Raw genomic sequence first — 13,149 nt, forward strand, 5'->3', positions numbered from 1 at the left:
GATCACCGGTCAGCGTCGCCACGGCGAACATGATGCACGACCTGCCCCGCTCCGCGGGGCCAATCGGTCAACACCATTAGGAGACACGACCTAGTTCTTGGCCGGTCGCCGCTCGCACGACGACCAGTCAATAGCTATCTCCCCGGGGCCGAGAAACGTATATGCCAACGTGCGCTGATTCTCGAAGTGCGGCAGCATGCTCTGCCGCTATGCGCCGGTGGACAACGACCAGCTGGCAATCCAATGATTGGTTTGATGCTGGTGGCAACCCTGGCACTCGTGCTTCGGCCCGGCCTGCTGCCCAGTTTCCATGAGCTGCTGTGGAGTTCGCAGGGAAGTGCAGTTTTGGCGCTGAGCGCAGGGGCCGGATGGTCGCTTGTGTATGTCCACGAGCTGGCTCACTTCATCACCGCCCGGGCCGCAGGCGTGCACGCACGGATTCAACTGGGTACGCGGCTGCAGTTCCTGATTGCCGAAACCGACATCAGCGGTATCGAATTCGCCCCGCGCAGGCATCGGCTTACCGCATATCTGGCAGGTATGGCGACGAATCTGTCGGTCGCGGCGGTCGCGGTCCTGATCCAGGCGACGACGAGCCCGGCGACCACCGTGCACAGGATCCTGGCCGCGACAATGGTGATCGCGCTGATGTCGTTGCCGTTCGAGTTCATGGTCTTCATGCGCACCGACATCTATTACGTGCTGCAGGACGTCCTCGCCTGCCGCAACCTATTCGGTGACGGCACCGCGTCGTCCTGGTCGTCGGAACGGCGCTCTGTCTCGGCGTGATGGCCATGTTCACCGTCCCCGCCGAGCTGACGTTGATCTCGCGCGCGATCACCCGCATCGGCCTGGGCCAATCGCTGATCACCAACCTCGACAGCGTCGTCGTCTTGCTCATTCTCGGCAGCGTGCACGCAGTGTGGGTGCTGACGTGGTGGCGACGGCACCGCAGGTGGGTCGCATGCTGGCGCGGTCGTCGGAGACTGCGCGACGCCGGACCGCGGCGCGACCTCGGGCCGACCAGACCCAGCCGACGAATCTAGGTATGTTCGCGGATGTTTCGGCCTCCGCCTCGCTCATAGCATTTGCAAAACCGTCCATGAACCGAGAATTGCGATGCCAGGTCTCCCAATCACGCCAGCAGACTCCGCGCTACCAGCGCCCCAGCCGCCCTGCGCAGCGCGACCGGACAACTGGGATCTCGACGTCGGTTCGAAGAAGGCCTGGCATATGGCCATCAGCATCTGCCTCAACTGCCCGATGCTGGAGTCGTGTCGGATGTCCGCGAAAGAACTGACCGCACAAGGAATAGGTCCTCGCTCCATGATTTGGGCCGGGGTCGCATATAACGCGGTCGGTCGGATTGTCGACGACATCGACCACTATCACCCACCGTCGAGGACGAAGCCCAGCATCCTCCGGATCGTGCGCACCGCCGCGGCGGACTCGAACCTTCCTACATCAAGTCCCGCGCAGGCCGTCCGCAGGCATTTCGTGATCGGCCACCGCAACCCCCAGTCGACCTCGCATAGGTCCGCACCAGCCGACCAGCTCCAACCAAACTGATTGTGCGCTGCTGTCAAAAACTCTCACTGAGGATGCAGCAAGAGGTCTGGGGCGGGGCCGCCGTCGTCAGGCGCTGACGAGGCCGGGCAATCACTCCGGCCCAGTGTGGCAGTCGCATCACCCACTCCCCCGCATCGCACGAGTGCGCGACCCCTGGCCAAGAACAACATCCGCTACCCACCGAGAAGGACGTCCGACCCCGCCGAGCGAATCCCCTTCCACGACACGGGATCTCCACACATACGAACACAGGCACTATGGCGGATATTCGGTTTGCCCCGGCACGGTTACGCTCTGCGAAGTCCCCAGACGTCCGTCTGCACCGCCAACTACCGCGGGTATCACGCGGCTTGTGGTCACCGCGATTCCGATCGCCCCGTCAACTGTAGGAGAACACCATCGTCGCCCCGGGTACTTGGTCCGATCGGAGCGGGGCTCCTGCTGGCCTGTACTACAGGGCGGCCCGAGCATCTGCGTGGGCGGGCTTGCGCCGCAGGCGATCTCGATTCATACAATTGACCGTCTGGTGGCTCGAATACGACCGGCCCTGTCCCCCGACCAGATCGCCGAGCAATCCGCCCACATATTCGCGATTGGTCGGGCGAATTACGAGCTCTGCCCGGCCAAGCCGATCGCCACCTGGACCCGCGACTGCAGATTCAGCTTCGACAGAATGCTGGAGACGTGTGACTGCACAGTGCGCGGGGACAGGAACATCCTGGTCGCGATATCGGAATTCGACCGTCCCTGCGCCACCAGCGCGACGACCTTCCGCTCGGTTGGCGTCAGCGCATCCCAGCCCGTCTTGGGCCGGTTGCGGGGGCCGCGGCGACCGCGCCGTATCCCGAAATCGCGTAGACGTGCCTCGGCCCGCGCAATGTCCCATTCGGCCTCGAAGCGGGTGTACAGTTCGATCGCCCTTTCCAGTGCCGACCGAGCCTCGTCCAGTCGGCCATTGCTCGCAAGCAAGACGGCGAGGTTTTCGTTCGCCTGTCCTTCATACCAAGGCCGACCGGCACACCGAAATGACTCTACGGCCTCGGCTACAAGTTCGATGCTGCTCTCGGCCAGCCCACGGCACAACACCGCAGTCGCGTGGCGACTGTGTGTGAAGTAACGCGCCTCCAGCGCTTCCGCAGCGGCAGCGACCTTGCTGGCAATATCAAGCCTGTTGGCCACAACTGCCAGCCGCGCCAGATCCGGATACAGCGGATACACCGCGACGGAAGCCGCCGGTTCGACGAGTTGATCGCAGATGTCCGACGCCGCTTCCAGCGCCTGATCCGGACGGCCTTGGGCTTCGCACACCAGCGCATGGACCCAGGGACGCAGATGGCGAGAATTGCGACTGCCCAGCCGGTCGTCTGGTGTAGGCAGCGACTCGGGAGCACCGGTGAAGGTGCCACGGCGCACTGCAACGAGAGCGACAAAGCACTCGGCGGTCGCGGCATATCCGAAGATGTCCGTTCCGTCCTGGCAGATTCGGACATCGGCGAGCGCGTCGTCCCAGCGGCCTTCCAAGTAGTGCATGCGCGCCAAATCCAGCCGAATGGACCCGAGATACATCCCGGAGGTACTTTCGCTCAATCGAATTGCCAGTGTGAACGTCTTCTCTGCCGCCGCGAACTGGTCGAGCTCGGTCAGGCACCGACCGCTCAGCGAGTACGGGTCGATGTGGGAAAGTCGCCGGCGGCCACCGTGTTCGTAGCTTCGAACCAGCCGATCGCCGAGTTCCTGCGCTTCACCGAGAAATCCTTGGTGATACCGCAGTAAGCCCAGCGCGAAGGCACCCAGTCCCCACGCGATGGGATCCGCGCAGGCTTCACCAGTCGAAATCGCCCATGCCGACGCCTCTACGACGACATCTCGGCGCCTGAGAAGCAGGTAGGACAAGGCGCGGAACCCGTGATACTGGCCCTGTTGTATCGGCGTGAGGCCAGGCCGGGCAAGGACGGATTCGGCGACAGCGACGGCAGCGGCCACGTTTCCTTGGGCGAAGCACGCGTGAGCCAACAGCCAGTGGAGCTGATTGCTGGCCGCTGGTTCCTGACCTGCCGAGGCGGCATCGTCCGACAATGTCCGCCGCGCTACTGCCTCTGCCTTGCCAGGATCTCCACTCCACAACAGCGCCCTGACATGCCACAGTCGCAGCACATCGCAGCGTGCGGTGTCCAGTGTCGCAGACCCGATGGCCCGATCGAGCAGACCTACTGCCAGCTCGGGAGCGCGAACCGTCAGTCTCTCCGCAACATCGATCAGCCAGTCCAAACTGGCACTATCCAGCGGCGCATCGCCTGCCAGCAGATAGGTCGCGACGCGCTCGACCGGCGCCTCCATCGACATTAAGACATGCGCCGCCCGCAACTGCAGCGTCGTGCGTGTCGACGGCGGGAGTTGATCGGCCAGAGCTTGGCGGATCAGATCGTGCCGGAATACCAAGTCCGAACCGGCACGAACCAGGATTCCCGCCTCGACCGCCACACTGATGACGTTCCACACGTCGATGAGTGCCGCTCCAAGCACCGACGACAGCTCGATCGCCTCGACACCTGGCCCCAAGGCCGCCGCCATAGGCAGAATCTGCCTTGACTGCGCAGGTAGATAATCCAGCCTCCGCACAATCACATCGGTCAGCGATTCGGGCAGCCGGATTTCACCAGGCCCTTTTGCCTTGAACGTCGCTGGGTCGGGTCTGATCTCGCCGAGTTCGATCAAGCCGGCCTGCATCAATCCAGCCACCAGTTCGATGACGTACAGCGGATTTCCGGCAGCACCCGAGACAGCGGCGGACAACCGCGGTCCGGCGGGCAAGCCGAGGGAGTCTTCCACTAACGCGGCCACTTCCGCATCGTTCATCGGACCGAGCCGCAGCTGCTCTGCACCCCACGACTCGAATTGACCGAGCACGCATGACAGACTCTTATCGCGCGGTAGCGGCCGAAGCGCGAGAATTATCGAAAGCGAAAGCTCACCAACGGATTCGCCTAGGCGCTGCAACGTCAGCAGACTCGACGGATCGGCCCATTGCACATCGTCCAAGATCAACACGGTGGGCCCCGACATGCAACTGTCCTTGAAGGCCGTGACCAAGGACTCGACCATCGCCATCTCTTGACCGATCGCCACGCTGTCGGGGTTCATGTCCGGTCGTACAGTTATCGGGGGCCGCTCGTCCGTAGCCGCTGCGATGGCGCTCAGAGTGGCGAACGGTACGCGCTGTTCGAGCTCTTTGGCTTCGCCGCGAAGAACTCTCACACACCGCGCGGTCGCCACTCGCGTGGCCGCCGCCAGCAGCGCAGTCTTGCCGATGCCTGGTTCGCCTTCGAGAATGACAATCCCGCCACGCCCCGTCGTCGTATTTGGCAGACACCGGTCGATCCGGTCTAGTTCCTCCTTGCGACCGATCAGCTGGCCGATCAGTCCGTGCTTGCGAGTGGATTCGCGAGACACCCCGACGTCGGACTGTCCCATTGGTTCGACCTGCGACGCGGTCTCGAAGTGCATTTCCATCATGTCTTCTGCCTGGGAATCGAGAGGCCAATCAGCTTCTTGTGGGCAAAATGGGCCTGCCCGTGGGCAACCCTGACCTGTCCGCGGCCGCGACCTGTCGAGAACATCACGGTCACGTGAATGCGATTGGCGGAGAGGACAATTCGATCAGGTCCCCTACTTCACCGACATCGGCTGCCTCCCCCTCTTCCCGCTCGGTTCATTCTGGTTCGCGACCATGACCCCCGAGCGGCACTTACAACACCGAGCTTCGCGCTCGAACGGAATCGCAGTGGGCCGGGCAAGCGTCCAAGTGTCTCGCAGTGGCATCGATGGCGCTGCGACACCATTGCGGCTTCTATGCCAAATCGGAAAGGACCTGCGTCATTTCTGATCCCGCCGGAGGTATGCTGATCTACTAGTAGGTCAGATTCTCATCAGTACTCGCCCGATAGTCAAGGGGTCACCGACGATGACGCCACGCCCCGTGAGCGGCGACAGCAGCACCAGGTCGCACATCCTCGACGCAGCCGAACGACTCGTGCAGAGTCGCGGGTTCAACGGATTCAGCTACGCGGACATCGCCGCCGAACTGTCGATCTCCAAACCCGCCCTGCACTATCACTTTCCAGGTAAGGCGGAACTCGGCCTGGCACTCATCCGACGGTACGAGCGCCGCTTCTTCGAGGCACTGTCGGCCGTCGACGAGCAGAGCGCTCCTGAGCGGCTCGAATACTATGCGAGCCTGTATCTCGGCGTCCTGCGCGAACAACGAATGTGCTTGTGCGGCATGCTCGCTGCCGAGTACACGACGTTGTCCGGTCCGATGCAGCGGGCGGTGATCCACTTCTTCGACCGGAACGAAGCATGGCTCGCCGAAGTTCTGACGCAGGGCAGGAGAGAAGGCACACTCACCTTCGCCGAATCGCCGCACGAGAGGGCGCACGTCATCATCGGCTCTCTTGAAGGAGCGATGCTCGTCTCCCGACTATACGGCAATCTCGACATTCTGCAGACGACAGTGACTCACCTGATGATGGGACTTGCACCCGGCACTACGGATGAAATCACCAGCTCCACAATGTGATTCGTGCCAATCCCAATGATGGGGCGCCCGGTCGTCACTCGACCGGAGCCTCCCGCAGGCAAGGGCCGAAACTGATACGTTGAAGGCCAAGGGTGGGATCACCTCCGCCGGACCATCATGACGTGTTCAACCTGCCACGCGCCGCGCCAGACTCATGCAGCCCTCTCACACCAGCAGCCGAATCGACGGAGGCGGGCTGCCAATACGTCTCAGAAGCACGCACTTCGGCGAGGGTCCGGCTACGACGTCGCCGAAAGAGTGCGCGCAGCGTGCCGGCGTTGAGATAACCAACCTTGGTTGCAATCGCGCCCACTGTCAGAGACGTCGTCCGCAAGAGTCGCGTTGCTCGCTCCAACCGAATCTCGTCGACAAAATCTCTCGGGGACATGCCCAACTCGGCCTGGGTCGCGCGCTGCAGACTGCGAGGGGTAACGCCAAGAGCCTTGGCCGCATCAGCGATCGAGAACTGATCGGCAATGCGATCGCGCACCCAGCGCTCGAACGATGCCACCAATGAGTCGCCTCGGGCAATTACCTCTGGTATCGCGAACTCGATTTGCGTCTTTCGGCTGCCGACCGTCATGTATCTCGCGACCAGTTCCGCCACCGCCGGACTGATCGCAAGGATCAGCGACAGCGCAAGATCCAGATGCGACAACACCGCTCCCGCGGTGGTTACCCCATTCGCGCGGCACAGCGTGAGGCCTTCGTGCACATCAACTCCGGGATATCTGCGCCGGAATGTGGGGCCAAGCCACCAGCTCGTGGTCGCCTGTAGGCCGTCCAGCACACCAGCCTCGGCCAGGAAGAATGTTCCGGTACACGCAGCGGCAAGGTGTGCCCCGTTCTGCCGTGTGGCCGAAATTCGTTCCAGTATAGGGCGACTCGCGGGGGCCGAGACCAGATCGATCAGGGCCTCGGCGTCGAGGACGCCGACCGCGGGCACGATCATCACATCAATTTCGGTGCTCAGATCGTTAAGTGATGTGGTCGGTATCAGGTGTCCGTGACCTGACCGAACGCCGTGACCAAGTGACACCGTATGGACGTGCCAAGGTGCCGGCGGGCATTCCAGGTCGTTCAGTACGGCGTTGGCCATATTGAATGTCTCGAGCACAGCAGCAAATCCAAAATCGGCCACTCCATCGACGACGAAGACCGCGACTTCCATGTCGCAAACAGTACCAATTCTGTCCATCGCGACACCAGCAATTGCACTGCTGTCGCTCTAGAGTTCGGATACGGCTCCTCGCGACATCATAGCTTTGGAGTCGTAGGAAACCTGAACGGTGCGGCGCATTTTCACCGATAAAGCGGAGGTTCGCATGTCCCTCGTCGAGCCCGCCGGTATCCATCATCTGCGTCTGACCGTTACCGACCTCGATCGCTCGTGCGTGTTCTGTCAAAACTTGCCGGGGTTTGCGGTCGCGGTGGAATCGGAGGGCCCTGCATATCCGGTATGTACCGATCCGGCACGGCTATGCGACGGCGTCGCATTCGAGACCAACGGGATGCTCTTCGAGCTACATCCCGTCGCCGCTGCGACTAATTGGTTCGACGCAGAACGAGTCGGTCTCGACCACTTCAGCTTCTCGGCACCGTCGACCGATGAATTGTCGCTGATGACAGGACGTTTGGATGACCTCGACATCGCCCATGGCCAGGTCGCCGGACTCGATTCGCTCGGTATCGCGATGCTGTCGTTCAGCGACCCTGACAAACCCACTCGGAATTGACCGCACCTCTGAGTTAACTCGCAGCAAGGGACAAAGAGAATGCGTATCTACTGCAGCCACTGTCGCACAGTCGAATACACGATAGCCGTCACAGCCACGGACTCAGGCGCGGTCGAGTTCGAGCCAGGGGCCTTGTCTTCGACCACACGATTCTCCGACTGTCTTCTTGTCAGAGTCGGTGTGGAACGCGGAGACATCATGCTGGCCGATACAGCCGCGGAGATAGTCTACCGGATTGCCCGCGAAGCCGACGCGACGATCACGGTCATCGACGGATTCGCCCATCGCTCAGCTGTGTGGACGACCGTCCGGGAGTATCCGCCCTCCCCGGCCATCGAGACGACGGATGCGCTGTCGCAACTGGCGAAACGCTCGAGGAGACATGATGCACATGTCCATCTCGTGCCGTTCGGCTGGAGCAAGAGCTGGGAGGCCGATCCTCTCGACGATCCGGGATCTCAACACGTCATCGACCTCGCGATCGGTAATGAGCCGGTCGTTTGGAGCGCTGCCGACATCGACGGCTGGAACTCGCGTTGTGGCTTACTGTTTCGGCCTTAGGCCGTATCGCATGTCGCTGATTTCGTCAGTTTCTTGTAGCAGATCAGCGCCGCAGCGCGGGCGGGGAAGCCGAGAGCCCAACGTAGATTTCGTGCTGGCGTGCGCCCGAGCTGTGGGGCTACGATCTGCGGTTTTTCTCGTTGTCGGGCGGGAATTCCGCTAAACCCTCACCGCCGCGGACCGTCTACCCTCCGATCTCGCCGAGGTCCACTCTCCCCACGGAGGTCCGCACCCCGCAGGCCGCCGCAGCCACCGCCCGACGCGGTGACAGCATGTGCTGGCGCGGAGCTGCGTACCGCGCCGACGATTGCCGCCGCCAGCACGGCCAAGTGCAGAACCGGGTTTCCGAATCGAAACCGTCATCAACGTCCTTGTCGAGATCGCGCGAGAGACGAACACTTTGTCCAAATGTCCAGTTAATCCGAATTATCTTGCGAGGACCGGGGTTTGCCCGCTGCATGAGTTTTCCGGCTCCGACCGGGTGCGCCGAAGCACGGAAGGCGATCATCGCTGCGATCAGGTCGAGTCAGCGGGCGAACATGGCATCGCGGCGGATGTCAGGCTCAGGCGGACAGGCAGCGCCGAGCCAGCCGCGGGCGAGGCGGGCAGGTACCTCGCCGCGCAACGACTCGGAGAGTTCGGCGCAGGCATTGATGCCCATGGCACGCACGCAGTCCGCCAGGTACCGGACGGCGTACGGCACCACGTTCAGCTCCTTGAGCTGATACGACGCGACGATAGCGGCGACGGTGAATGACGGGTGCGGAGCATCGCCGGGTGCGAAAGCGCCGTCCGCGATGACGGCGAGCACGTCCAGGTCGCGGAGGGCGTCGTCGGGCCGACCTGCCGGGGCCGCGGAATTCATCCCGCGGCGTTCTTGGCGCCTGCGGCATTGTTGCCCTCGGGGTTCTTGGAGCCGCTGGCCCCCACACCCGGATCGATGATTCGAGCACCCTGCATATCGGTGTCCACATAGGCGTTGGTCGTGTCGGCCATCGCGTGCACGAGTTCGGCGAAAGCCCCTGCCGTTGTTTTGATTTCGGTCGACCAAGCAGCTTGGAACGACGTCCATGCCTTCCCGACGTCGGGATCGCCGGGCTGCGCCGCGGTCACCTCCGGGAATGTCAACGGCAACACGGCGTCATTGAAGTCGTCTGGCCCGTTCCCAATGAATGAGACCGCCCGGTATTAGAGTCCTGTTGGCCCTGGTGAGGGCTGGAAGGGACACTGAGGGACATGGCAGGACGTAAGCGGCATTCCGCGGAGGACATCGTGGGCGAAGCTGCGCCGTGCCGACGAGCTCGCCGCCGTCGGGCAGACGGGTGAGCAGATCGCCGCCGAGCTGGGTGTTTCGGCGGCGACGTTGTACAACTGGCGCCGCCAGTACGGCGGGGTGGACACCGATGCCGCGAAGGAGCTCAAGGAGCTGCGGGAGCAGAACGCCAGGTTGAAGCGGCTGCTGGCGGACGCGGAGCTGGAAAAGGACGCTCTGCGGGAGATCGCGAAGGGAAAATTTTAGGCCCGGCCAGCAAGCGGCGCGCTGTTGACATGCTCAAACAGGTGATGGGCATGTCGGAACGGTTCGCGTGCAAGGTGGTTGGGCTGCACCGGTCTACGTATCGGCGGCTGCCGGTCGCGCTGACCCCCGCCGATCCGGATGCCGGGTTGCGGGTCTGGCTGCGTTCCTACGCTACGAAACATCAAGGGCACGGGTTCCGGCGCGCGTGGGCGGCGCTGCGGTTCGACGAGGGCTCGCAGGTGAACAAGAAGAGGGTGCACCGGCTGTGGCGGGAGGAAGGCTTGCAGGTGCGGGCGCACTCGCCACGCAAGCGGGCGGGCTGCTCGACTGCGCCGCTGGTTGATGCGGATGCACCGAAGGTGGTGTGGGCGTTGGATTTCCAGTTCGACTCCACCGTCGACGGGCGGGCGGTGAAGATCGCTTCGATGATCGACGAGCACACCCGCGAATCGCTGCTGCACCTGGTGGAACGCTCGATCACCGCCGAGCGGCTCGTGACCGAGCTGGAAACGGTGTTCACCGCGCGCGGTGGGCCACCGAAGGTGCTGCGTATGGACAATGGTCCTGAAATGATTTCCCATGCGCTGCAACAGTTCTGCACCGACCGGGTGGGGATCGTCTACATCCCGCCCGGCACGCCGTGGAACAACGGCCATATCGAATCGTTCAACCGGCGGTTACGCAGCGAATGCCTCAACCGCAACCACTGGACGAGTCTTCTCGAGGCCCGGGTCGTCATCGGCGACTTCAAGGACGAGCACAACAAGCGGCATCGGCATTCGGCGCTGGGCTACCTGACCCCGGCCGAGTACGCTGCCCGCTGCAGCCACACCCACCACCCAGTGGCCTGCAGCATCAACTGAATCCGGATCGAATCAACCCCGGACTCCAGTACCGGGTGGTCGCCTTATCGGGGACTGGTCACCAGAACTGGGAACACCGGACTGAAATCGCTACGCGAGAGGTGCCCGCGTTACGTCACTGGGCTCCCAAGCGGTCTCGCGAATCCGCGCAGCCCAAAATTTCCGCATTTGTGCGCATGTCTTTTCGCCCCGCGTGGCCGACCATACGAAGTTGCGGTGGAGAGCGGGCAGTTTTCCGTTTGTTCACCACTGACCGGAGTTGACGCTGAATCACTCAGGGCTGCGAAGCGAAAGGCTGCAGAGCGTGGCGTATCGGCTGGCTGTCGACCTGGACGACGTGACATCTACGCCAGCAATCCGGTCGCAGCCACCTAGATGGTGGTTCACATGTGCAGCGATGCGCGGGAGGTGATGGTGACGAGCCAGACCCTGTACGTCGACCCGCCGGCTTTGCGGGCGAGGGCGGCGGCGTTCCGCCGGATCGGTGCCGCGGCATTGCAGCGACTGGGTGAGCTGCAGACCGAGTTCGCGGCGAAGGGGCAGCCCTGGGGTGGTGACGCGGCAGGCCAGCAGTACGAGAAGGACGTGTTGCCCCAGATCAGCCAGAGCTTCTCGGTCTGCGACCAAACAGCGCGCGCAGTACTGCACCTCGCCGACCAACTGGAGCAGATGGCGGATCAATACGAGGCAGCGGATCTCGCCGGAGCCAGAAAGATCGCGAACGCTGGCGACGTCGAAGGCCCCTCCGTTGATGTGCCGACTCCGACAACACCACAGCCTTCACAGTCTGTCCCGCACGAGTCGATGGCATCGACCTCGCCGGCTCCCGTCAGCGCATCGCCCGCCCCAGTCGAGTCTCCTGCCCGAGTCGAATCGCCCGTCGGTCCCTCGCATCCAGGTGTCCCCCGCATCCCATCAACGCAGACTGGTGGCAAGGGAGGGCCCGCAAGCACGCCCTCCCGAAATACTGGGGACGGCACCGGGCCATCGGCGAACACTGGTGCGCCCAACGGCCAGAACCCACCTCGATCGCCCGTGAGCGCACCGGATGGCGGTCGCTCCGGTGGACCCGCCACAACGCCCCCGACCACACCAGACCAGAAGGCGCCCCGTGCCGTGGATGAAAAGTCGAGCGCGACATCTCCCCGGCGACCGGTCGATAAGGGCTCAGGTCCGGCATCGCTGTCCAGCACGCCATGGTCGTCCTGGTCCAAAGTCAGTGCGCCACAATCGACGCCACCGCAGCCAGCGAGCGAGCAGCCACGGCGACCAACCCCTGCTCGACCTCAGAAGGCGGAGAAGAAACAGACCAAGAAGCAGGCAAAACCCGGCCCGAGTTCGGATCTTTTGCGGCTGGGACGCGAGCTGGCCGACAGACACGGCCTGACCGTAACCGGCTTCGACACACCGGATCTCGACCCGGCCTCCGTCAAGGAATTCGTCGCGGCCATCGATGCCGTCCTGCCGCACTACCCGGAGATCGACCTCCGCTCGGTGCGGATCGAGCCCACAGCAACGCATTTGGTCGAGTTCGCAGAGCCGGACGATATCTCTGGGCGGGTGCTGACCTTGAACAGCATGCTGGTGATGGCAGCGGCGCCGCCGCGCACCGGCGCCACGTTCGACGCGACCGTGCGTGCACTGGGCCGAGCGCTGATCGCCGCGGGCGGCGGCCGCGCGGCGGCATCGACACACCGCGTGTTGATCGGGCTGTATTTGGATTCCTTGAATATCCGCCAACGCTACGACACGATCGCGCGGGTTGGGTGGAGGTACCGGGCGTGGCTGACTGACGAAGGCATCCCGACCAGCGAAGGTCGACTCGATGCGATGGCCGCGCTGGAGGAGGCATTCCTCGCTGTGGTGCGTGATGGCGGCAGCGCAGGCAACACGGCGAAAGCTCTGCATCAGGCCGTTGTTTCGGCCGCACGTGTGGTCGGCTGATCGGCGAAGGATCTCTGTCTAGTGATCAACGATGACCACATCGTCGAGCTGATGGACTCGATTCCGACCCCGCTCCAGTTGGCGCTGCTCGCGGGTCGGTTCCCGGAGCAGAAACCCGGGGCATTGAGCGACGTCGGCACAATCGTGAGCAAACTCGGCGCCCACGTCGCACAACTTTCTGCCGACACCCAGCAGCAGTGGGCGTTGACACAGCAAGCGTTGCAAGGTGTGGCGCAAGAGCAGGCCGAACAATTCGTCGACCAGGTGACGGCGGCCTCCCATTCGATCGCGGAGGCAGCTCCCAAGATCGGCGAGGCGACACACAAGTTCGCCAACGAGTCGTTGGCCTCCCAGCTGGCCATGATCATGATGACCCTGCGA

The 13,149-nt window shown here is 63.3% G+C and carries 10 protein-coding genes and 1 pseudogene; 7 read left to right on the forward strand and 4 right to left on the reverse strand.

Going from position 1 to position 13,149, the window contains the following annotated elements; all coding sequences use genetic code 11:
* Positions 1–255 precede the first annotated feature (255 nt).
* Both ACWEO2_RS41945 and ACWEO2_RS41950 read left to right on the forward strand, forming a co-directional pair.
* Positions 256–789: a hypothetical protein gene (locus tag ACWEO2_RS41945; protein WP_452410474.1), complete on the forward strand. Its 534-nt coding sequence runs from the start codon at positions 256–258 to the stop codon at positions 787–789.
* Positions 786–1,046: a hypothetical protein gene (locus ACWEO2_RS41950; RefSeq protein WP_452410475.1), complete on the forward strand. Its 261-nt coding sequence runs from the start codon at positions 786–788 to the stop codon at positions 1,044–1,046. The genes ACWEO2_RS41945 and ACWEO2_RS41950 overlap by 4 nt, the downstream gene beginning before the upstream one ends.
* Positions 1,047–2,175: 1,129 nt before the next feature.
* Here the strand turns inward: ACWEO2_RS41950 and ACWEO2_RS41955 are convergent.
* Positions 2,176–5,082 (reverse strand): helix-turn-helix transcriptional regulator, encoded by a 2,907-nt coding sequence (locus ACWEO2_RS41955; RefSeq protein ID WP_452410476.1) that lies wholly within the window; start codon positions 5,080–5,082, stop codon positions 2,176–2,178.
* 448 nt (positions 5,083–5,530) lie between these two features.
* Between ACWEO2_RS41955 and ACWEO2_RS41960 the strand changes: the two genes are divergently transcribed.
* Positions 5,531–6,145 carry a TetR/AcrR family transcriptional regulator gene (locus tag ACWEO2_RS41960; RefSeq protein WP_452410477.1) on the forward strand — a complete coding sequence of 205 codons (615 nt, stop codon included), beginning with the start codon at positions 5,531–5,533 and terminating at the stop codon, positions 6,143–6,145.
* 115 nt (positions 6,146–6,260) lie between these two features.
* On the opposite strand, the gene ACWEO2_RS41965 is transcribed toward ACWEO2_RS41960, so the two are convergent.
* Entirely contained in the window at positions 6,261–7,316 is a 1,056-nt protein-coding gene (locus ACWEO2_RS41965) for a GlxA family transcriptional regulator (protein ID WP_452410478.1), read from the reverse strand.
* Between the two features lie 154 nt (positions 7,317–7,470).
* Between ACWEO2_RS41965 and ACWEO2_RS41970 the strand changes: the two genes are divergently transcribed.
* Entirely contained in the window at positions 7,471–7,881 is a 411-nt protein-coding gene (locus ACWEO2_RS41970) for a VOC family protein (RefSeq protein ID WP_452410479.1), read from the forward strand.
* A 39-nt stretch (positions 7,882–7,920) separates the two neighbouring features.
* Entirely contained in the window at positions 7,921–8,442 is a 522-nt protein-coding gene (locus tag ACWEO2_RS41975) for a threonyl-tRNA synthetase editing domain-containing protein (protein WP_452410480.1), read from the forward strand.
* A gap of 526 nt (positions 8,443–8,968) precedes the next feature.
* Here ACWEO2_RS41975 and ACWEO2_RS41980 read toward each other — a convergent pair.
* Together ACWEO2_RS41980 and ACWEO2_RS41985 are read right to left on the reverse strand one after the other, a co-directional pair.
* The gene (locus ACWEO2_RS41980) at positions 8,969–9,307 is read right to left on the reverse strand and encodes a hypothetical protein (protein ID WP_452410481.1); all 339 of its coding nucleotides are present in this window, start codon (positions 9,305–9,307) and stop codon (positions 8,969–8,971) included.
* Complete coding sequence (locus tag ACWEO2_RS41985) at positions 9,304–9,579, reverse strand: hypothetical protein (RefSeq protein WP_452410482.1); 276 nt, start codon at positions 9,577–9,579, stop codon at positions 9,304–9,306. The genes ACWEO2_RS41980 and ACWEO2_RS41985 overlap by 4 nt, the downstream gene beginning before the upstream one ends.
* Positions 9,580–9,678: 99 nt before the next feature.
* Here ACWEO2_RS41985 and ACWEO2_RS41990 point away from each other — a divergent pair.
* Positions 9,679–10,824: pseudogene (locus tag ACWEO2_RS41990) on the forward strand (IS3 family transposase).
* Between the two features lie 1,116 nt (positions 10,825–11,940).
* On the forward strand, positions 11,941–12,768 hold the full coding sequence (locus tag ACWEO2_RS41995) for a hypothetical protein (protein WP_452410483.1): 828 nt from the start codon (positions 11,941–11,943) through the stop codon (positions 12,766–12,768).
* Positions 12,769–13,149: the final 381 nt, after the last annotated feature.

The sequence above is a fragment of the Nocardia sp. NPDC004278 genome (assembly GCF_053602975.1).